This window comes from Corallococcus sp. AB030 (genome assembly GCF_003668965.1).
Lineage (GTDB): Bacteria > Myxococcota > Myxococcia > Myxococcales > Myxococcaceae > Corallococcus > Corallococcus exiguus.
This window is the reverse complement of record NZ_RAWQ01000032.1, coordinates 38,659-59,679: the sequence shown is the minus strand read 5'-3', so window position 1 is coordinate 59,679 and position 21,021 is coordinate 38,659. Positions and strand designations below refer to the sequence as shown.

The window sequence follows — 21,021 nt, the reverse complement described above, 5'->3', positions numbered from 1 at the left end:
GGAGTGCTCTTCTTCATGCCAGGAGAATGTTCCTCGTCCCCCCGTTTCGACGGGCCTGCCTGCTCGGCTGCACCTATGTCTTTGATTCTGCTCTGCTTTTCTCCATCGCGTTAAACGGACGCGGATGCTGGTGAACCAGAAGAGCGGGCTCTGTGCCACTGCCGATCCTCTGGCGCACGATGTCCAGCTGGAGCAAGAGCAGTGTATCGGTGGGCCGACCCAGGTCTGGAACGACGTCTAGCGTCAGCGGGTTCGAGGCAGGTGGAAGGCGGGGGCGTGCCGGGGAATCGGACTTTCGAACGGTGGCCTCGGCGTGGCTGGTCTTGAATTTCGCGCTGTCCGCCATCCTCTTCCGCATCCTGGGGCAATGATTGTCAGGTGGGCCCGCGGTTCACTGGAGTAGGCTCGCACTGTCCGTGAAAAAGACAGGGGCCACCATGAAGCTGATATCGAGCAGTGCCATCGTGACGGGAGCGGGCCAGGGCATCGGACTGGGAATCGCCGCGCGCCTCATGCGGGACGGAGCCAACGTCCTGCTCTTCGGGCGGACCCCGGAGAAGGTGGAGGCGGCCGCCAGCGAGCTCAACCGGGTGATGGAGGGGCACGCTCGGGCCGTGCCCTTCGCGGGCGACGTGGTTCGCGCGGAGGATGTGGCGCGGGCCATCGAGGTTGCCACGCGTGAGTTCGGCCTCCCGGGGATCTGGTGAACAACGCGGGGTCGGCCACCCTCCGCCCGCTCCTCGAATTGCCGGCGGAGGAGTTCGACCAGATCCTGGCCATCAACCTCAAGGGGCCCTTCCTGTTCACCCAGGCACTCGCGAAGTCGCTCGTCGCCGCGAAGCAGCCGGGCTCCATCGTCAACATCTCCTCGTTGAACCAGACGGCCGTGACGGACGGGCTCGCCCACTACTGCGCCTCCAAGGCGGGGCTCGCGAACTTCTCGAAGGTCGCGGCTTCGGAACTGGGGCGCTACGGCATTCGTGTGAATGTCGTGGCCCCGGGTGCCATCCGCACCCCCCTGGCCGAGGGTGCCGGCCTCATGAAGGGAGCCATGGGGCGGGAGTTCCTCTCCCACACGCCGCTCGGAAAGCCGTGTGGCGAGCCGGAGGACGTGGCGAAGGTGGTGTCGTTCCTCTGCAGCGACCTTGCGTCATGGATGACCGGCGACACGCTGGCCGTCGATGGTGGCAATCACATCCGCGGGCTGCACAGCTACGCGGACACCCTGGGCCTCACCCGTCCCGTGGAAGGCTGAGCCGCCCGCCGCTTGGGGTCCCCGGGTGCCTGCCTGTCAGGTGCCCGGAGTTGGAGGCGAGGGCGGTGCGGCTGGACGGCATGGATGTCTCGGTTCCGACTTCCCGAGAGGACAGGGAAGGTTGAGTCAATCACCGGCCGCTCCACGTGGGCATCGCGCCCATCAGGGCCGGCAGGACGAGGCCCACGGCCAGCCCGCCGAACGTCAGCGCCGTGGGCGCGGGAAGGCCCAGCACCCGCCGTAGCGGGGGGAGGGTGAGCGCCGCGATGTGCACGGCCGTGGCCCCCCCGATGAAGACGGGGAGGCGCCACTCGCCGTCCGCGGGGAGGTGGCGCCGCGTCTCCCTCGGCGCCCGGCACACGGCCGAGTAGCCCAGCTGCACCGCGGTGAGCGTCCCGAAAGCCAGCGGCGGCCCGCCCAGCGCCAGCCCCAGCCCTCCCACGCCCGCCATCAGCGCTCCGTCCCGCACCACGCGCCGCACCGCCGGGCGCGTCAGCAGCGGCATGCCTGGCGGCGCGGGCGGCCGGTCGAGGATGGCCGGGTCTCCGGGCTCCATCGCCAGGGCGATTCCCGGCAGCGTGTCCGTGAGGAGGTTGATCCACAGCAGCTGCAGCGGCGTGAGCGGATCCGCAAGGCCGAGCAGGCCCGCGCCCAGCACCAGCGCCATCTCCGAGAGGTTGGTGGCGAAGAGGAAGCGCAGCGCGCGGCGCAGGTTGTCCTGGACGATGCGGCCCTCGCCCACCGCGGACATGATGCTGCGCAGGTCCTCGCTGGACATCACCACGTCGGCCACCGCGCGCGCCATGTCGCTGGAGCGCACGCCCACCGCCACGCCCACGTCCGCCGCCTGGAGCGCCGGGGCGTCGTTGATGCCGTCACCCGCCATGGCGACGATTTCTCCGTGCGCGCGCAGCGCCTTCACCAGCTCCCGTTTGTTCTCCGGCGTCACGCGCGCCAGCACCGCCGTGCGGTCGAGCCTCCGGCGAAGCTCGTCACCCGTCAGATCGAGCATCTCCGCCAGCGCCACCGGGGTGAGCGTGTCGCCCTCCAGCCCCACCTGCCGGGCGATGGCATCGGCCGTGCGGGGCTGGTCTCCCGTCAGAATCACCGTGCGGATGCCCGCGCGGCGCGCCTGCCGCACCGACTCCGCCGCGCCGTCGCGAAGCGGGTCCCTCAAGCCCACGAAGCCGATGAAGGTGTAGCCGCCCGTGGGCGCGTGTTCCCCGTCTCCGGGGAGCCTCCGCCAGGCCAGCCCCAGCACCCGCAGCCCGTCCTCCGCCAGCGCGTCGTTGCGCCGCGCCAGCCGCTCCCGCGTGCGCGCGTCCAGCGGCCCCTTCAGGTCCCGCTCGCACAGGGTGAGCACCTGCTCGGGGGCCCCCTTGACGAAGGCCACCATGCCGTCGCCGGGCACACGGTGGACGCTCACCACGTAGTGGATGCCCTCGGAGCGCTCGAGGAGGTGGCAGCGAGGGAAGTCGCGGCGCAGCGTGGCCCCGTCCAGCCCCGCGGCGTGCGCGGCGGCCACCAGCGCCTTCTCCGTGGAGCTGCCGGACACCGCCATCTCCTTGCCGTTGCGGTGGACGTCCACGTCGCTGTTGAGCAGCGCCAGCGCCAGCGCCAGCGTGGGTGGGTCCTCCAGCACGGCGTCGGGCCTCAGGCGCAGCGAGGACAAGTCCAGGGGGCCGTCCCCGACGTCCAGCACGTCCAGCCGCATCTCGTTGCGGGTGAGGGTGCCCGTCTTGTCCGTGCAGATGACGGTGACGCCTCCGAGCGCTTCGGCGGAGGAGACGCGCCGCACCACCAGGCCGCGCGCGTGAAGCCGCTGCATGGCGCGCACCAGCGCCGCGGTCGCCACCAGGGGCAGGCCCTCCGGCAGCGCCGCCACGCCCAGCGCCACCGCGCCGCGCAGCACGTGGGGCCCGGAGCGGCCATGCGCCAGCCCCACCAGGGCGGACAGCCCCGCCGCGCCCACGGAGGCCACCGCCACGCGCCGGTCCAGCTGGCCCAGCTTGCGCGTCAGCGGCGTGGGCGGCGCGGACTCCTGGGCCACCAGCTCCCGCACGCGCGCCTGCTCCGTGTCCGCGCCGGTGGCGACCACCAGGGCGCGCCCATGTCCCGACGCCACCGTCGTGCCCGCGAACAACAGGGACGTCCGCTCCGCCAGCGGCGCCCGCGCATCCACGGGCGCGGCCTGCTTGGTCTGCGGCTCGCTTTCTCCGGTGAGGGGCGCCTCGTCCGCGGAGAGCCGGTGCGCGTCCAGCACGCGCGCGTCCGCGGGCAGCACGTCCCCCGCGCGCAGAAGCACCACGTCCCCGGGCACGAGCTCCGCCACCGGCACCGTGAGGAGCACGCCGCCGCGCAGCACCTGGGCCGCGCCCGCCTCCAGCTTCTGCCACGAGGCGAGCATCTCCTGGTTTCGGCGCTCGATGCGGTAGCCGATGCCCGCGTTGAGCCCCACCACCGTGAGGATGGCGGTCGCCTCCACCGCGTCACCGGCCAGCGCCGAGGCCCCCGCCGAGCCCATCAGCAGCAGCGTGGGCACGGAGGCCAGCTGCGAGCCCAGCATGGCCAGGCGCGAGCGCGGCTTCTCCACCACCGCCAGGTTGGGGCCGTAGTGCTTGAGCCGCCGCGCCGCTTCCTCCGACGTGAGCCCCTGGTCCGTGGCGTCCAGCCGGACCAGCACCGCCTCCACCGTCATCGCGTGCCACGACTCCCGGGGAGCGCTCCGCGTGCCTTGCACCGGGCGGGCCTGATGCGGGACGGGCCAGGGGACCGGCTCGTCGGGTTGCTGGCGCAGCTGGGCCAGCAGCGGGGCCCCCGGCGCGTAGCGCACCAGCAGGCGGCCGGTGCGGGGCTCCGCGCTTGCCTCCTCGATGCCGGGCCAGGTGGCGAAGGTGCGCTCCAGCCGCTTCCCGAGGGAGTGGTTCCACCGCAGGCCGGGGACCTCCAGGCGCAACCGCCGCGCCGCGGTCGCGTGGCGGACCACCCTCGCGGGTGCCGACTGTCCATCCATCAGGAACACCACCATTCGCCCACCCCCCCCCGACTGGCATCAAGAAATGGGGAGGGTGGTGCGTCCGGACAAGGAGGCTCGGCGCGCTGTCGGAAGATGAAGGTGTGACATCCGCGCGCCGGCTGTTCCACCCGTCAACACCCCGCTCCTCCTCCAGGGCCTGAAAGGGGGGGCCTCAGTGGATGCGCGTCGGCTCCTCCCGCGCTCCTGCCGCCCGCGGGGCCGGCGCCCCCTTCCGGCCGGCCGGCTGGCGTGCCGGTCGCGCGGCTCGCGCCGGGGCGGCGAACGCGTGTGCCACGCCCTCCTCGCGGTAGCGGTGCACCAGCGTGTCCAGGTGCCCGCCGTCCATGGAGGTGTGCAGGGCCTCCGCGGCCCTGTGCAGCAGGTCGCGCTCGGCCGCGGACACGGTGAGGTCCGCGGCGGAGAGCTGGTGGAGGGACCACATGAGGACCTCGCGCGCCCTGGCCGGCGCCGAGCGCAGGCGCTTGAGCCACGCGGAGACATCCTCCACGAAGTGGCCCACGGTCTCCTGGCGCCGTGTCGGAGAGAGCCGGGAGAGCTGGTGGGTGAGCACGGCGGACTCCTCCTGCCGGAGACGGCCGTCGGAGACGAAGAGGAACCACGCGCTCTCCAGCAGCAGGCTCACCCCCTCCGGGGCCACGCGGCGGATGGCCGCTTCGGAGTCCTCCAGCGCGCGGCGCAGTCGCACGTAGCTCAGCACCGAGTTGCCCAGGTGCCGGGTGCGCCGCCAGTTGGCCACGGAGGACGTCACCACGTTCAGGAACGGCACGAGGTTGCGCGACACGCTCTCGCCCAGCAGCTTCGCCCCCAGGTCCTCGCCCAGGTCGGTCGCCCTCGCCTGCGCCAGGTGCTCCACGCGCCCCAGTCCGAGCGAGTCCTCGTCCTTGTCCTCCGCATGTTCCCCCTGGCCGCGGGTGATGGCGTAGAGGCGCGAGAAGTCGGAGGGGTCCTCCGGGTCGAAGCGCACGCGGAAGGCGCTGGCCAGGTCGCACGCCATCCCCAGGTTGATGAGGGCGTTCACGAGCATCTCCGTCGTGATGACCAGGCCCGAGGCGGGGATGGCCAACATCAGTCCGGGGGCGCCCGCGTCCGCCGAGACCGCGGTGATGCCGGAGGTCAGCGAGCCGCTCCCCGCGCCGGAGAGGAATGCGGCCCCGCAGGCCCGCCGGATGATGGCCTCGGTGACGGCCGCGCCCGTCCCCTTCGCGGCGGGGGTCCTTTGCAGCATGTGCGCGTCGTAGTGCCGCAGGTAGATGGACAGCAGCTTGGTGAACCAGCGCCCCGTGCGCAGGTCCTTGGGGGAGAGCTCGTGCGTCAGCGCCCCTGCCAACTGCACGGAGCGTTGGAGGAGCGCCGCGCCCTCCCCTCGCTCTCGTGGAGCCAGTTCCATCGTCGCCGTCATGGTTCCTCCTCGCGGACCCTCGCCAATGGGGCCGGTCAGGCATTCCTGTGTGTCATTGCCTTGCAGGAACGTTGGACACGCGCGGACGCCCTGACAGGCACTGGCTCCGGAGGGACGGCCGCTGCCTGGGGCGCTCGGGATCCATGACCGCACCGGGCTGCGCCTACTCTCCGGCCTTCAGTACGTCGGAGCGGTCACGGATCACTTCGACTTCTTCGTCACGAAGAACGGCTGGTTCTTCGTCCGTCTACGGCACAGGCTTGGGAACCGGCTTCACGTCGGTGTTCTGGCCCGAGACGATGCGCCACTGCTTCTGGGTGCGCTTCAGCACGTACCGCATCTGCGTGCGCAGCAGCCCCTCCTCGGTGTTCTGCACGCCCGGAGGGAGGCCCGTGTGACCGGTGACCTCGTGCAGCGTGTCCACCACGGCGATGTCCTCGCTGGGGAAGCGGATCTTGCGCACGGTGACCTTGGCATGGCTGGTCTTGAAGATGCTCGCGAAGATGGCGGCGTGGCGCGTCTCGATTTCCGCGCGGCCCTGGAACACCGTGCCGACGATGTTGATGAAGTCAGCGTCGTCCGCGAAGTCCCGCGTCCATGCCGCCGCGTCGTGGGCGTTCCAGGCCTCGGTCTGCGCCTTCACCCACTGGCGGAGGTCCTGCTCGTCCCGGGCGTGGTCCGGGGCCGTGCACGCCGTGGACACCAACACCAGACTCAGCGCCGCGACGATTCCGAAAGAAGAAGAGCGGGTCATGGCCGCAGTCTGCCATGAGGGACGGTGATGGAAGGAGCTCACTTGCGAGTCCCAGCGCACGGGGAGTCAGTCGAACTGGACCACGCTCCAGACGTTGCTGAAATCCATACATGCCAGCGCTTCCTTCTGACGGACATAGAATCCCGCAGAACCTGGCGAAGGCGTCCGGTGTCGAAGTGCATGGGAGCAATAGGTAGGGAATGTGGGATATCGCTGCCATGCCGAGCGACGTGGAGCTAGACTCTGACGGAGCATGCGACTGAGGGCATATGCGTCTTCATCCCTTGCTGTTCACCGTGTTGCTGGCCGCGTGCGCCTCCCAGGGGCCCGCGTCACATCCGGTCTTCTTCATGCCCCAGGCAGCCGCGGTGGCTCCCGCCATCCCTGCCGAGGACTACGGCACCGCGCATCCGTTCGTGCTCGTGGACTCCGCACCAGACGGGCGGTGGCTCCTCGCCTGCCAGGCACGAGAGGACACCAACGGCGATGGGCGCATCGAGACCGTCTTGGGCTTCCACGGAAACATCGTGGGTGACGCGCTTCGCCCGTACCTCTTCCTGGAGCCCGGAGCGGGCATCCGCATCGACGAGGTGCTCGCCGTGGCTCCCACGGGACGCTTTCTCGTCCTGGTGCGTGACACCACGCTCTGGCTCCTCGACGTGGAGACCCGCGAGGAGAAGGTGCTGGTCTCGGATGTCACGCCCGACACGACGAGCCCCCATCCACCCATCCGCGCCAGCTTCTCCCGGGATGGCCTGCGGCTTCTCTACCTGCGTCCCGAGGGCGGGCGCCCCGTCGCCGTCGTGCGAGACCTGCTCCAGGGGACCGAGCGTGTGCTCGATGCGGGTCGTGGCCTGCTCGGACAGGCCCTGCTGGATCCCTCCGGTCAGTGGGCGGCGTTCGACGTGGTGGAGGACACGAACTCGGATGGAAAGGAGAGCTGGCCCAAAGAGGACACCACTCTCGCACCCGCCACATGCCGGGGGCCGGTCATGTCCAGTTCGCACTTCGGCTGGGAGGGCGACACCCCCGTGCGCCGCTACCGCCGGCTGGAGGGAGGCCCCCTCCTCCAGGGCGACGACGTCCTGCAACCCATGGGTAAAGGAATGCTGCGTCGCGCTCTGGACCGCTCCATCGCTCTCGAGCATGCGGATGGACGGCGGGAGACCTGGGTCCCCTCGGGCTGCAATGGAACCCTGTTGTTCGCGGACGCGGCGCACGAGCAGGTCCTGGTGGTCTGCGAGACACAGCCGGACCTCGGCCCCCTGGAATTGCACGGCGCCAGGGTTCATCAACCCCTGGGTTGGCAGATGTCTCCCCCATTTTCGGACCGGTACATCCACGTGTCCGGAAGCGACGGAAGGCTGCTGTCGTTGTTTGTTGCTTCCGAGCTCGAGCCTTCCAATGCGGTGCACGCCGTCATCGATCTGGAGCGGCGCACCGTCCGAGTGGTGCCCTTGGGGCAGGTGGTGGCTTCCCTGGGGGCGCATGCCCTCCTGGAGGAGAGCATCAGACCTGCTGAGCCCGGCGGCCAGTGGGGAGATCGGCTGTGGCTCTGGAACGTGGGGACAGGGTTTCCACCGAACGTCTTGAGCGAATCGACGGACTCCGGGCTGCTCTGGGCGGGCGACACGGTGCTCGTCATGGGGAAGCGGATCGACTTGCGAACGGGCAAGGTGCTGGGGGATGCCTCGGGCGGGGCTCTAGCGCTCGATATTCGAGGTCGGGTTCTGCGCCCGAGTCCCACCGCGGTGAAGGAACCGGGCGCGTCGGCCCAATCCGGTCCTGTCCGGTGGGAGCCCGCGCTGAAGGCTCACTGATCCCAGCGCACGCGGTACGAACAGGCGTGGCCGTTGAAGTCGAAGGGCTCCACGCGGATGTTCTTCGCGCCGGCCCGGGTCAGCCCCGCTTCGATGATGCCCATGTGGTAACCCGGGTTGCCGTTGCACTCGCTCACCTTGATGGTGTGGTCCGCGCGGCCGTGGGTGATGAGCTCGGTCTTCAGGTAGTTGTTCACCGTGGCGAAGCTCTCCTGCATGCGGGAGAGCACGCGGTCGGGCCCGAAGATGGGCCACAGGGACACGAGCGCCTTGCCCAGCAGCGTGTGCTCCAGGCCTTTGATGACGCCCATGCCGAGCCGCCGGTAGCCTTCCTTCGCGTCCACGTCCGGGTAGAGGTAGCGCGCGGTGATGCCCAGGGCCTCCGCGAAGACGTGACGAGGCGTGTGGTGCGGGATCTTCTCGTCCAGGTTCAGGCCGATGGCCCGCAGCCGGTCCTTGAGCTCCGGCGTGAGGCGCGTGCCCACGGAGCGCAGGAAGAGCCCCTCGATGGCATGGCGGTAGACGATCTCTTCACTCAACGCGGCACCCATCCCATGCGTCCGACCCAGGCCGGGGCGGGACGTGCTGGAGCATCCCTGGATTGTCCCTGCAATGCACACGGGCGCGGGGCCCACCTGCTGGGCATCGGCGAGGCAAGGGGGTGCCGCGGCCGACGCCCATGACCGCGCCGTTCGATTCGCACTCGCGGTGAAGTAGATTCACACCCTTCCGCGAAGCACACAGGAGCCACCATGAAGCTGATATCGAGCAGTGCCATCGTGACGGGGTCGGGCCAGGGCATCGGACTGGGAATCGCCGCGCGCCTCATGCGGGACGGAGCCAACGTCCTTCTCTTCGGGCGGACCCGGGAGAAGGTGGAGGCGACCGCCGGCGAGCTCAACCGGATGATGGAGGGGCGCGCGCGGGCCGTGCCCTTCGCGGGCGACGTGGTTCGCGCGGAGGACGTGGCGCAGGCCATTGAGGTTGCCACGCGTGAGTTCGGCCTCCCGGGGATCCTGGTGAACAACGCAGGGTCGGCCACCCTCCGCCCGCTCCTTGAGTTGCCGGCGGAGGAGTTCGACCAGATCCTGGCCATCAACCTCAAGGGGCCCTTCCTGTTCACCCAGGCGCTCGCGAGGGCGCTCGTCGCCGCGAAGCAGCCGGGCTCCATCGTCAACATCTCCTCGTTGAATCAGACGGCGGTGACGGATGGGCTCGCCCACTACTGCGCCTCCAAGGCGGGGCTCGCGAACTTCTCGAAGGTCGCGGCTTCGGAGCTGGGGCGGTACGGCATTCGTGTGAATGTCGTGGCCCCGGGCGCCATCCGCACCCCCCTGGCCGAGGGTGCCGGCCTCATGAAGGGCGCCATGGGGCGGGAGTTCCTCGCCCATACGCCGCTTGGAAAACCGTGTGGCGAGCCGGAGGACGTGGCGAAGGTGGTGTCGTTCCTCTGCAGCGACCTTGCGTCATGGATCACCGGTGACACCCTCGCCGTCGACGGTGGCAATCACATTCGCGGGCTGCACAGCTACGCGGACACACTGGGCCTCACCCGTCCCGTGGAAGGCTGAGTCGTCCGCCGCTTGGCTTCTCCAGCACGCGCCCGTAACGGCCACGTTACGGGTGCGCTCGAAAAAGCGCGCGCGAAACCAACCCAGGGAGTGGTCACAACCTGAACAGATTTTCAAGGGCGCAAACGCGCGGCGGTTCGGCTACAGGGCGGCGCATTCCCTGACACGGCTGCTCCCGTCAGCCCGTGGGTGCCCCAGATGCATGCCTCCGCTCCTGAAGTGCCTCTCTCCTCACCGCCCCGCGCCAGCCGCCTCAAGCGATGGATCATCGGCGTGGTGCTCCTGCTCGCGGTCTTCGCGGGGCTCGTGGCCGTGAAGGCGGGCCAGATCGTCTCGATGATCAACGCCGGTGAGACCTTCGTGCTGCCGCCTGAGTCCGTCACGTCCACCCAGGCGGAGTCCTTCGGCTGGCAGGGGACCCGGAGCGCCGTGGGCACCGTGATGGCGCTTCGGGGCGTGACCCTGAGCGCGGAGCTGCCGGGCGTCGTCAACGACATCCGCTTCGAGAACGGCGCTTCGGTGAAGAAGGGCCAGGTGCTCGTTCAGCTCGACACCTCCAGCGAGCAGGCCCAGCTGGCCGGCGCCGAGGCCGACGCGGAGCTCTCGCGGCTGAACCGCGAGCGCGCCGAGAAGCTCAACGCCCAGGGCGCCAATACCCAGTCGGACCTGGATGCCGTCCGCGCGCGGTCGCTCCAGTCCTCCGCCACCGTGGCCCACCTGAAGTCCCTCATCGCCAAGAAGACCATCCGCGCCCCCTTCGATGGCCGCATCGGCATCCGCCAGGTGGAGCTGGGCCAGCTCGTCTCCCCGGGCAACCCCATCGCGTCCCTGCAGTCCTCCACCCCCGCGCTCGTGGAGTTCCAGCTGCCCCAGCAGGCGCTGGCCCAGGTGAAGCAGGGTCAGAAGGTGCGCCTGCGCGTCGACGTCTTCCCGGGCGAGTCCTGGGAAGGGGACCTCACCACCATCAACCCCGAAGTGGAGCTGTCCTCCCGCAACGTGCGCATGCGCGCCACCGTGCCCAACGCGGACGGCCGGCTGCTTCCGGGCATGTTCGCCAGCGTGGAGGTGCTCTCCGACGCCAGCGAGCAGGTGGTGGCCATTCCCGCCACCGCCGTGCTCTTCGCCCCCTACGGTGACTCGGTGTTCACCCTCTCCGAGGGCAAGGACGCCGCGGGCAAGGCGGCCCTGCTGGCGCGGCAGCAGTTCGTGCGGCTGGGAGAGCGCCGGGGTGACTACGTCGCGGTGACGTCCGGCCTGAAGCCCGGGCAGACGGTGGTCAGCAGCGGCGTCTTCAAGCTGAAGAACGGCATGGCCGTCGTCGTGAACAACGCGCTGGCGCCGCCCGTCGAGGTCGCTCCCCTGCCGGTGAACCCGTAGGGCCGCGAGAGGCGAACCCATGAACTTCACCGACCTCTTCATCCGGCGTCCGGTCGTGGCGCTGGTCGTCAACCTCATCATCATCATCGCCGGCCTGCAGGCCCTGCGCTCGCTCAACGTGCGGCAGTACCCGCGCAGCGAGAACGCCGACATCACCGTCACCACGGTCTACGTCGGCGCCAACGCGGAGCTCGTCCGTGGCTTCATCACCACGCCACTGGAGCGCGTCATCGCCGCGGCGGATGGCATCGACTACGTCGAGTCCACGAGCTCGCAGAACGTCTCCATCATCCGCGCCCGGCTCAAGCTCAACTACGACGCCAACCGCGCCCTGAGTGAAATCAGCGCCAAGGTCGACCAGGTTCGTGGCGACCTTCCGCCCGAATCCCAGGTCCCCGTGATGGGCATCGAGTCCGCGGACAGCCAGTTCGCCGTCGCGTACCTCAACTTCACCTCTGACTTCCTCGAGCAGAACGAGCTGTCCGACTACCTGGTGCGCGTGGTGCAGCCCCGGCTGTCGTCGGTGGAGGGCGTGCAGCGCGCGGACATCCTCGGGGCGCGCACGTTCGCCATGCGGGTGTGGATGAAGCCGGACCAGATGGCCGCGCTCAACGTCAGCCCCATCCAGGTCCGTCAGGCGCTCGCCACGAACAACTCGCTCGCGGCCGTGGGCCAGACGAAGGGCTCGCTCGTGCAGGTGAACCTCACGGCGAACACGGGTCTGCGTTCCGTGGAGGAGTTCAAGCAGCTCATCGTCCGCAAGGATGGCGGCGCGGTGGTCCGGTTGTCGGACGTCGCGGACGTGGTGCTCGGCGCCGAGGACTACGACACCGACGTGACGCTCAACGGGAAGACGGCCGTGTTCGTCGGCATCTGGGCGCTGCCCAACGCCAACTCGCTGGACGTCATGCAGCGCATCCGCCTGGAGATGGACTCGCTCAAGAAGGACCTGCCCGAGCAGATCCACGGCGGCGTCGCCTTCGACGGCACGGACTACATCCAGAACGCCATCGACGAGGTGGTGAGCACGCTCATCGAGACGCTCATCATCGTCGTCATCGTCATCTTCCTGTTCCTGGGCTCCGTGCGCTCCATCCTGGTGCCGGTGGTGGCCATTCCGGTGTCGCTCATCGGCACGGTGTTCCTGATGCAGGTGTTCGGCTTCACGGTGAACCTGCTCACCCTGCTCGCGGTGGTGTTGTCCGTAGGCCTGGTCGTGGACGACGCCATCGTCGTGGTGGAGAACGTGGAGCGCCACCTGCGTGACGGACTGCGCCCGGTGGACGCCGCCATCAAGAGCGCGCGCGAGCTGGTGGGTCCCATCATCGCGATGACGCTCACGCTCGCCGCGGTGTACGCACCCATCGCCTTCCAGGGTGGCCTCACGGGTTCGCTGTTCCGCGAGTTCGCGCTCACGCTGGCCGGAGCCGTGACCCTGTCGGGCGTGGTGGCGCTGACGCTCTCCCCGATGATGTCCTCCGTGCTCCTGAAAGCGGGCCACGAGGACAAGGGGCTCGCGGGCGTCATCAACCGCGGCTTCGAGCGTCTGCGGGCCGCGTACTCCCGCTCCCTGGACAGCTCGCTGCTCGTCCGCGGGCCCGTCTACGCGGCGTGGATCTTCCTGAGCGTGCTCGCCCTGGTGATGTTCAACCAGTCGGCCCGGGAGCTGGCGCCCGTGGAGGACCAGGACTTCGTCATCGGCATCATGAGCACTCCGTCCAACTCCACCCTGGATCAGCTCAAGCCGTCCGTGACCAAGACGAGCGAGTTGCTGATGGACATGCCGGAGTCCAGCTTCAACTTCCAGATTGTCCAGCCGAGCAACGGCTTCTGGGGCCTGGTGCTGAAGCCGTACAAGGAGCGCCAGCGGACCACGGCGCAGGTGCTGGCGGAGGCGCAGGAGCGGGTGAACACCATCCCGGCGGTCCAGACCTTCACCCTCCAGCCCCCCGCGCTGCCGGGCGGTGGCAACTTCCCGGTGGAGTTCGTCATCGCGTCCACGGCGGAGGCGGAGGAGCTGCTGGGCTTCGCGCAGCAACTCCAGGAGAAGGCGACGCAGAGCGGGATGTTCGCCTTCCCGCCCATCATCGACGTGAAGCTGGACCAGCCCCAGTCGGAGCTCGAGGTCGACCGTGAGAAGGTGGCGCAGCTGGGCCTGAACCTGGGGACCGTGGGCCAGGACCTGGGGACCGCCGTGGGCGGCAACTTCGTCAACCGGTTCAACATCGCCGGCCGCAGCTACAAGGTCATCCCGCAGGTCCTTCGCTCCTCCCGCCTCACCCCGGAGCAGCTCAAGGACATCCACGTCACCGGTCCGGACGGCAAGCTCGTGGCCCTGTCGGCCATCGCGTCCATTCAGGACAAGGTGGCGCCCCGGTCGCTCAACCGCTTCCAGCAGCTCAACGCGGTGAAGCTCAGCGGCGTGGCCATCCGTCCGCTGGATGAGGCGCTCACCTACCTGGAGACGGAGGCCTCGCGCATCCTGCCCGCGGGCTACCGCATGGACTACACGGGCGAGTCCCGGCAGCTCCGCACGGAAGGCGACTCGTTCGCTCCGGCGTTCGGGCTGGCGGTGGTGTTGATCTTCCTGGTGCTCGCGGCCCAGTTCAACAGCTTCCGGGATCCGCTCATCATCCTCGCCGGGTCGGTGCCGCTGGCGCTCTTCGGCGCGCTGATAACCACGTTCCTTCGGATGCCGAACCCGATGATGCCGTACTTCACGGACAGCTTCACCACCACGCTCAACATCTACTCGCAGGTGGGGTTGGTGACGCTGGTGGGACTCATCGCGAAGAACGGCATCCTCATCGTGGACTTCGCCAACCGCCTCCAGGAGGAGGGCAAGTCGAAGCTCGAGGCGGTGAAGGAAGCGGCCTCCGAACGGCTCCGTCCCATCCTGATGACGACGGTGGCCACGGTCGCGGGCCACTTCCCGCTCGTCCTGGTGTCGGGACCGGGCGCGGCGGCGCGCAACAGCATCGGGCTCGTGCTGGTGACGGGCATGGCGCTGGGCACGCTCTTCACCCTCTACTTCGTGCCGGCCATCTACCTGCTCATCGCCAAGACGCGCACCGTGGCCGCCAGCGAAGCACCGGAGCTCCAGCAGGCGCCCGACGCCGCCACGTAGGCGAGGGCTGAAGCAGCGCCGTTGGTTGAGCCGCCTGGAGGCACCTGCCCCAGGCGGCTCTTCTTTTTAGCGACGGGACAGCGCGAGCTTCGCGCCGACCGCGATGAACACGCACCCCGTCACGCGGTCCATCCCGGGAGTGATGGCGAGGATGCCCGCGGCCACGAGGAACGTCAGCAGGGAGGAGGTGACTGTCATTGCCGCTACCTCAAGCCCCTCTCCGGAGTGCGCATGCGGATGGAGAGCGCGCGGCAGCCCGTGGCGGACTCCGCGTCGTCGGGCGGGGCCCACGCTCCGAGCGAGTGGTAGAGCCTGCCCTCTCGCCGCTCCAGGTAGAGGATCATGTTGAGCGGCCAGCCACTGCCCTGGAACAGATGCCGGTCCATGGGCGTGGGCTCCTGGCTGACGCGCAGGCCGCGCTCGTGAGGCGGGCCAATGCGGTGCCAGTCCGGGTGCAGGTGGATGGAGCCGAGCACTTCCAGTCCCTCGGCCTCGGCCTCGGCGGTGATGCGCAGCAGCTCGCGGGGCTCACACCAGTAGCCGCGCCTCCCGTTGGCGTAGCAGGCGCCGAAGCGGGGGATGATGGCCGCTTCGAACTCCTGGAGCACGGTGTCGTCCGTCTCGCGGATGTTGGTGGCGAAGCCCACGCGCTCCACGTGCATCACGTCGTCCGTGAAGCGGCCCAGCAGCACGGCCCAGCTGCGTGGCGGAAGCTCCGGCGTGCACGCCGCGTACTCCCGGACGGCATCCGCCATGAAGTCAGACAGCGCCGCTGGGTCCATGAGCACGACGTCAGCGCTCATTCGCCGGACTCCGGCGTGGGGAGGCGGCCCGCGGCCCGGTCCTCGCGCAGCTGCGTGATGAGGTGGCGGGCCATGCGCTCCTCGAAGGCGGCGGCGCTGTCTGGCGTCCACGGATAGAAGCCCTGGCCCGTCTTCAGGCCCAGCTCGCCCTGGTCCACCTTCTGGGCGAGCACCGGCGGCACCGGACGCCCCGAGCCGCGCAGGACATGGGTGATGAAGTCCAGGCCCACGAGGTCCAGCCGGTCGAAGATGCCGGAGGCCCCCAGGCGCCGCCCGATGCCCTGGGTGAGCACGCGGTCCACCATCTCCGGCGTGGCCACTCCCTCCTGCACGATTCGGAAGGCTTCGCCAATGAGCGCCTGCTGCAGGCGCGGGCCCACCGAGCCCGGCACATCCTTGGTGAACACCACGGGCGACTTGCCCAACTCTTCAAGGAATCGCCGCACTGTCTCCACCGCGTCGGGTGAGGTCTTCTCGCCAGGGATGACGTCCACCAGCGGCACCAGGTGCGCGGGCAGGTAGTAGTGCGCGGAGAGGACACGCTCCGGGTGCGCGCAGTCTCGGGCAATGGCTGTCACGCTCAGCGCGGTGGTGTTGGTGGCGAGCAGGGTGTCCGGTGACGCGAGCCGGTCCAGCTCCTTGAAGAGTTGCTGCTTGAGCGCCAGGTCCTCGGGGATGGATTCGATGACCAGGTCCTGGACCACGGCGGCCTCGGCGAGCACCGTGGTGCGATGGATGCGCGCGAGCGCGGTGGTGCGTTGCTCAGCGCCGAGCATCCCCGTCTCCACCAGCAGCGCGGCGTCGCGCTCCAACTTCACGCGCGCTGCCTCGCTGCTCTCCGCCTGCCTGTTGAAGAGCACCACGTGTCTGCCGGCGATGGCGAGCTCGAGTGCGATGCCGCACCCCATGGCTCCGCCGCCAACAACGCCAATCCTCATCAGCCGCTTGTGTCCCATGTGCCGCGAGCGTGGCCGCCCTCCGCACGCGTGGCAATCACTTGAATGGCGGCTGCAATTGTCCAGGACGCATGCGTGACGCGCCGAGCCTTCAGCGGCGTCACGGATTCACAAAGCGCCCGTGCTGCTCGCCTTCAGGGCGCGCACATCCCGTCCGACGGGCCCTTGCCTGCCTCCCCAGACAGACGGGGCGTGCATGACGATATTGCGCTCATGCCGCAGCTTGTCATGTGCCGGCGCTTCAATGGATTCAGCGCGCGTCAACGCGCGAGGAGGAGCACCCATGCTGGATACCGAACGTGTTGGCGAGCCCCTTCGTCGTCTTGAAAGTCGCATCCTGCTGGCCGAGGCCCGGAGGGCCGTGCCGGAAGCCTTCGACTCTCAGGGCCGGCTGCTCTCTCCCGTCGCTGGGAAGTGGGTCCAGCCGCCTGCCTGGTTCAATGCCATCTCGCCCATTGACGGCAGCGTCCTCGCGGAGCTGCCGCTGCTTGGCGCCGCCCAGGTCGCCACGGGGGTCGAGCAGGCAGCGGCGGAGTTCGCGCCCTGGGCGGCCCGTCGGCTCAATGACCGCGCCCGTGTCGTCGCGGAGGCGGTGGTGTTGCTGCATGCGCACCGGGATCTGCTCGTCCGGATTCTCGCGTGGGACATCGGCAAGACGTTGCCCACGGCCTCCAACGACGTGGACCGGTGTCTCGCGGGCATCGCGTGGTACCTGGAGCAGATGGACCGGATGATCGATGGCCGCAAGCCGCTCGGCCTGGTCTCGAACATCGCCTCCTGGAACTATCCCTTCTCCGTCCTGCTGCTCAACGTGCTCGTGCAGTCGCTCGCGGGCAACTCGGTCATCGCGAAGATTCCGACCCAGGGCGGCGGCGTCTCACTCACGCTCGCCTTCGCGTTGCTGCGCCGCGCGGGCCTTCCCGTCTCGCTCGTCGGTGGACGCGGAAGGGACCTCTCCGAGGCGCTCGTCGGCCATCCCCACATCGCGGGCGTCGCCTTCATTGGCGGCCGCGCCAACGGTGGCGAGGTCCACCGCCGCCTGCGTGAAACGGACAAGCGCTACGCGTTGGAGATGGAGGGCGTGAACGCCTACGCCATCACGCACTTCACGGATTGGGACGGGCTCGGCGAACAGATTCGCGCGGGCTTCGACTTCGGCAAGCAACGCTGCACCGCCTACACCCGCTGGGTCGTCGAGAAGTCACTCGTACCGAAGTTCGTCCGGACGTATGTCGATACCGTCTCCGCGTTGCGTGTCGGCAATCCGGTCCTGGGGGCGCACGTGGACTTCGGGCCGCTCATCTCCCCCAGCAAGGCCAAGGAGCTCCGCGCCCTCATCGCCGAGGCGGTGAAGCAGGGCACTCAGGTGCTGCATCAGGGGATGCTAGCGGAGGACGCCTTCACCGCTCGGCAGGAGCGCGGTGCATACCTGCCGCCCGTGCTGCTGTTCGGCATCCCGCGTGACAGTGAGCTCTACCTGCGCGAACCCTTCGGCCCCGTCGACATCCTGGTGTCGGTGGACTCCGAAGAGGAGCTGCTGCGGGAGGCCAACGTCTCCAACGGCGCGCTCGTGGCCTCGGTGGCGACGGACGACCCGGAGCTCGCCCGGCGCATCGCCAAGCGGCTCCATGCCTTCAAGGTGGGCATCAACGCGCTGCGTTCGCGTGGCGACCGTGAGGAGTCCTTCGGAGGCAGGGGCGGCTCATGGGCAGGCGCCTTCGTTGGTGGCACCCACCTGGTGCGCGCCTTCACGGACGGCCCGCATCCCATGGAAGGCAACTGGCCCGATTGAAGCGTTCACCCGCGCGTCAGTTCCAGGGGGACACGCGGCGTGGCAGCATGGTGCGACCTTGAGTCAAACGGGAGCGCACGATGCAGGCATTGAGGAACGCGGGCACGGTGTTGCTTGTGCTCGCACTGGGCGGTGGGGCTTTCGCGGAGGAGGACGGAATCTGGTCGCCCAATGACCAGTTCCACGAGCCGAATGGGGATTGCGAGCTCGTGGCCGTCCTCCCCTCGCCCAAGGGCGCCTGGGGCGTGGTGGGGCACACCTGCAATCGATTGAACGGCGAGCCCGTGGGCAGCGTCGTGGTCATCGACGCCCAGGGCAAGCGCGCCACGTCGCCGGCTTCCGTGGCGCTCGAAGCCGCGTCCGACCGGGACCGCATGAAGGAGCTGGTGCAACTGCTCGCCGTGCCTTCCGGGGGCTACATCGCGACGTATCGCTCCCGCGACGAGAAGGCTCCCAGAGGCGAGAGTGGGCCCGCGCCCGTGGCCCATGAGCTTGTCCGCCACACGGCGGCGGGGGCGAGGGCCGACGCCTTCAACAGCAAGGTGCGCGAGGCGCTGCTCGACAAGGTGGGCGCCTCGTCGTTCATCATCACCGCGGAGGTGGATGCGAAGTCGCGGCTCATCGTCGCGGCGTCAACGCCAGACGAGACCTACCTGAAGCAGGTGCCGCTGTGGCTGCTGCGCTTCACCCCCGAGGGCACCCTCGAACGCGCCGAGCGCTTCGACTCGGTCCTGAAGGAGCTCAAGCTGGGCTGGTATGTGTTGAAGCAGGTCCGTGCCCGGGCCGACGGAGGCCTCTTCCTGAGCGGCCGGTTCCAACCCGAGGGGATCCGGTCCGAGGTTCCCGTGCTCGCCCTCAACGCGCAGTGGAAGCCTGAACCGCGCTTCAACACGCCTCTCATCTCCTGGGCGATGAAGGGGGAGGGCGGCATCGAGTTGAGCCTCATCGCCCCCCGTGCGGACGGCTCGGTCGTCGGGGTGGGAGACGTTGTCCAGGGAGAGACGCGCGCGGACGTCATGCGCCTGACGTCCGACGGGCGGCTCGACCCCACCTACAAGACCTTCCGGCAGGAGGGGGCATATCCCCAGGGCCGCTTCATGCGCGTGCCGCAGATGGGGCTTGGACCGGGCGGGAGCCTCGTGCTGGCCCAGAACAACATCCCCGCCGTGGATCCGCCGGAGGGCCCCTGGCGTGCTCCGGGCCTGGTGCGCTTGAAGGCGGACGGCTCGGTGGATGCGCGGTTCCAGAAGGGACTCGGCGCGGGACTGCGCTACCGGAAGGCGGCGGCGGAAGTGAAGCGGAGTCCCGATGCCGCGGGTTTCCTCCGGATGGTGGCGGCGATGCCGGACGGGTCGGTGGTGGTGGATGGGCTCTTCGACGAGTTCGCGGGCCAGCCGGTGACACCGCCCATCCGGCTCGCGGCCGATGGCACCCGGGTGGCGGGCTTCCAGGCGCGATTCGAAACGGTCCTTCCGCCGAAGAAGGAGGTCCCCAACGCGACGACGAGCGCGTTCTTCCAGGCGGACGGCAAGACTCACTACGTCGAGTGCGCCCGGCCGGGAGAGATGACGGAGACGTTCCTCTACTGGACGAGTGGCGACATCTGGGGACACACCCCCTCGTGCGGGGTCCACCTCGGCGGGAGCATGGCCACACCCGCGGGGGCGTGGCAGCACTGCGATGCGCGGGTCCGCAGGGCCCAGGCCCAGGGGGCCACCTGCAAGGAGACGAAGGAAGCGCCGATGGGCCTCCGCCGCCGTCCGTGATCAGGGGCTCGCTGACGCCCTGGCCTCCACCTTCCAGCAGGCAGCGGTGTAGCGGACTTCCGCTCCGTGCACGAACGGCTCGAACGCGGCGCGGACCGTTTCGATGACGTGGGTGCGAGTCCGGTCGTCCGCGTCCTGGAGGACCCTGCTGAGGAGACCGAACCGGGTCAGGTAATTGACCAGCTCCTTCTCGGGCAGGGTGCAGGTGACATCGATGGGCTGGATGTCGATTCCGGCCCAGCCGCTCTCCTCAAGGATGCGGTGGACACGGTTCGAATCCGCGAAGGCGAACTGCCCTGGCGCGTCCGGCCGGCGTGCGGGGATGTTCGACACGAGCGGCGCCGCGGCGCGCTCGGCTGTCGTCATGAACGGATTCTCCGAAGGACTCCGCCACGCGATGGCCAGGAACTCGGCGTTATTCGTTGCGGCATGTCGCAGGTTCGCGAAGGCCCGGACGGGGTCCTCGAAGAACATGACGCCGAAGCGCGAGATGATCATGTCGAAGCTGGCGGGCTCGAAGGCGTGCAGCTGCGCGTTGGCTCGGATGAAGCGGGCCGGAGTGCCTTCCTGTTCAGCCCGGGCCCGGGCGGCGGCGAGCATCGGCTCCGAGATGTCGATGCCGGTGCAGTGGCCCTTCGTGCCCAGCCGCCGCGCGACCGCGAGCGTCGTGCTGCCCGTACCACAACCGACGTCGAGTACCTGGCGCGCGGAGCTTGTGACGACTGCTTCGGCGAGCAGGTCTTCAATCGGCTTGAACATTCCATCGAGTACCGCCTGCGCTTCGACCCAGGCGTGTCCGGCGGTGCCGTTCCATAGCTTCGTCTGCTCGTCCTCAAGCTGGCGCGTGTCATCCATGGGGATCTCCTCCTGCTTGCCTTCAAGAACCAGAAGCCGCAGGGTGCCACTTCAAGTCGACTTGAGGTCAAGAGGATGACTGAATTGGACATCACGGAGGTGGCGAAGCGCTCCGGCGTTCCCGCCTCGACACTGCGCTTCTACGAGGAGCGGGGGCTGATCGCCTCCATCGGCAGGCGGGGGCTGCGCCGTCTGTTCGGGCCCGAGGTGCTGGAGCGGCTGGCGCTGATAGCGATGGGGCGCGCCGCAGGCTTCACGCTCGATGAGATCGCACGGATGTTCGCGCCGGACGGGCGGCCGCGAATCGACCGGAAGATGCTCGCGACCCAGGCGGAGAAGCTGGACAAGACGATTCGCGAACTGAGCGCGATGCGCGACGGCCTGCGACACGCAGCGGCCTGCCCCGCGCCGAACCACATGGAGTGCCCCACCTTCCGCCGCCTCCTGCGAGGCGCAGCGTCAGGCGCGATGGGCGCGCGAAGGAGGAGGACACCGCGGCGGCCGTAGAG

17 protein-coding genes are annotated in these 21,021 nt (G+C 69.2%); 9 read left to right on the top strand and 8 right to left on the bottom strand.

Features of this window, described 5'->3' with window-relative positions; translation table 11 throughout:
• Positions 1-437 precede the first annotated feature (437 nt).
• Positions 438-707: an SDR family NAD(P)-dependent oxidoreductase gene (locus D7Y15_RS46385; RefSeq protein WP_120574994.1), complete on the top strand. Its 270-nt coding sequence runs from the start codon at positions 438-440 to the stop codon at positions 705-707.
• Positions 704-1,255 carry an SDR family NAD(P)-dependent oxidoreductase gene (locus D7Y15_RS45215; protein WP_255424545.1) on the top strand — a complete coding sequence of 184 codons (552 nt, stop codon included), beginning with the start codon at positions 704-706 and terminating at the stop codon, positions 1,253-1,255. The genes D7Y15_RS46385 and D7Y15_RS45215 overlap by 4 nt, the downstream gene beginning before the upstream one ends.
• A 130-nt stretch (positions 1,256-1,385) precedes the next feature.
• Here the strand turns inward: D7Y15_RS45215 and D7Y15_RS11130 are convergent, their stop codons facing one another.
• The 3 genes from D7Y15_RS11130 to D7Y15_RS11120 form a co-directional block, all read right to left on the bottom strand.
• Positions 1,386-4,268 (bottom strand): HAD-IC family P-type ATPase, encoded by a 2,883-nt coding sequence (locus D7Y15_RS11130; RefSeq protein WP_233604897.1) that lies wholly within the window; start codon positions 4,266-4,268, stop codon positions 1,386-1,388.
• Between the two features lie 175 nt (positions 4,269-4,443).
• Positions 4,444-5,691, bottom strand: coding sequence for a TerB family tellurite resistance protein (locus D7Y15_RS46550; RefSeq protein ID WP_121752539.1), 1,248 nt, complete (start codon positions 5,689-5,691; stop codon positions 4,444-4,446).
• Between the two features lie 247 nt (positions 5,692-5,938).
• On the bottom strand, positions 5,939-6,445 hold the full coding sequence (locus tag D7Y15_RS11120) for an SgcJ/EcaC family oxidoreductase (protein ID WP_120574991.1): 507 nt from the start codon (positions 6,443-6,445) through the stop codon (positions 5,939-5,941).
• 269 nt (positions 6,446-6,714) lie between these two features.
• Between D7Y15_RS11120 and D7Y15_RS11115 the strand changes: the two genes are divergently transcribed.
• Positions 6,715-8,265: a hypothetical protein gene (locus D7Y15_RS11115; protein WP_121752538.1), complete on the top strand. Its 1,551-nt coding sequence runs from the start codon at positions 6,715-6,717 to the stop codon at positions 8,263-8,265.
• Here the strand turns inward: D7Y15_RS11115 and D7Y15_RS11110 are convergent.
• On the bottom strand, positions 8,259-8,804 hold the full coding sequence (locus tag D7Y15_RS11110) for a DUF2378 family protein (protein ID WP_233596678.1): 546 nt from the start codon (positions 8,802-8,804) through the stop codon (positions 8,259-8,261). The two genes, D7Y15_RS11115 and D7Y15_RS11110, sit on opposite strands and share 7 nt — an antisense overlap.
• Before the next feature lie 213 nt (positions 8,805-9,017).
• On the opposite strand from D7Y15_RS11110, the gene D7Y15_RS11105 reads away from it, so the two are divergent.
• The 3 genes from D7Y15_RS11105 (at position 9,018) to D7Y15_RS11095 (ending at position 14,340) form a co-directional block, all read left to right on the top strand.
• Positions 9,018-9,836, top strand: a complete 819-nt coding sequence (locus D7Y15_RS11105; protein WP_121752537.1) for an SDR family NAD(P)-dependent oxidoreductase — start codon at positions 9,018-9,020, stop codon at positions 9,834-9,836.
• Between the two features lie 198 nt (positions 9,837-10,034).
• Positions 10,035-11,213, top strand: a complete 1,179-nt coding sequence (locus D7Y15_RS11100; protein ID WP_120574987.1) for an efflux RND transporter periplasmic adaptor subunit — start codon at positions 10,035-10,037, stop codon at positions 11,211-11,213.
• Positions 11,214-11,232: 19 nt separating this feature from the next.
• The gene (locus D7Y15_RS11095) at positions 11,233-14,340 is read left to right on the top strand and encodes an efflux RND transporter permease subunit (RefSeq protein WP_120574986.1); all 3,108 of its coding nucleotides are present in this window, start codon (positions 11,233-11,235) and stop codon (positions 14,338-14,340) included.
• 66 nt (positions 14,341-14,406) lie between these two features.
• Here the strand turns inward: D7Y15_RS11095 and D7Y15_RS46380 are convergent, their stop codons facing one another.
• Genes D7Y15_RS46380 through D7Y15_RS11080 form a run of 3 tightly spaced genes read right to left on the bottom strand, consistent with a single transcriptional unit; the run spans position 14,407 to position 16,081 of the window.
• The gene (locus D7Y15_RS46380; protein ID WP_255424544.1) at positions 14,407-14,538 is read right to left on the bottom strand and encodes a hypothetical protein; all 132 of its coding nucleotides are present in this window, start codon (positions 14,536-14,538) and stop codon (positions 14,407-14,409) included.
• Between the two features lie 5 nt (positions 14,539-14,543).
• Complete coding sequence (locus D7Y15_RS11085; RefSeq protein ID WP_120574985.1) at positions 14,544-15,143, bottom strand: hypothetical protein; 600 nt, start codon at positions 15,141-15,143, stop codon at positions 14,544-14,546.
• Entirely contained in the window at positions 15,140-16,081 is a 942-nt protein-coding gene (locus D7Y15_RS11080; RefSeq protein ID WP_255430341.1) for a 3-hydroxyacyl-CoA dehydrogenase family protein, read from the bottom strand. The genes D7Y15_RS11085 and D7Y15_RS11080 overlap by 4 nt, the downstream gene beginning before the upstream one ends.
• A 301-nt stretch (positions 16,082-16,382) precedes the next feature.
• On the opposite strand from D7Y15_RS11080, the gene D7Y15_RS11075 reads away from it, so the two are divergent.
• Both D7Y15_RS11075 and D7Y15_RS11070 read left to right on the top strand, forming a co-directional pair.
• Positions 16,383-17,891, top strand: a complete 1,509-nt coding sequence (locus D7Y15_RS11075; RefSeq protein WP_121752535.1) for an aldehyde dehydrogenase family protein — start codon at positions 16,383-16,385, stop codon at positions 17,889-17,891.
• Positions 17,892-17,971: 80 nt separating this feature from the next.
• Positions 17,972-19,657, top strand: a complete 1,686-nt coding sequence (locus tag D7Y15_RS11070; RefSeq protein ID WP_121752534.1) for a hypothetical protein — start codon at positions 17,972-17,974, stop codon at positions 19,655-19,657.
• Here D7Y15_RS11070 and D7Y15_RS11065 read toward each other — a convergent pair whose 3' ends face one another.
• Positions 19,658-20,512 (bottom strand): class I SAM-dependent methyltransferase, encoded by an 855-nt coding sequence (locus D7Y15_RS11065; protein WP_120574981.1) that lies wholly within the window; start codon positions 20,510-20,512, stop codon positions 19,658-19,660.
• Positions 20,513-20,587: 75 nt separating this feature from the next.
• On the opposite strand from D7Y15_RS11065, the gene D7Y15_RS11060 reads away from it, so the two are divergent.
• Entirely contained in the window at positions 20,588-21,019 is a 432-nt protein-coding gene (locus tag D7Y15_RS11060) for a helix-turn-helix domain-containing protein (protein WP_121752533.1), read from the top strand.
• Positions 21,020-21,021: the final 2 nt, after the last annotated feature.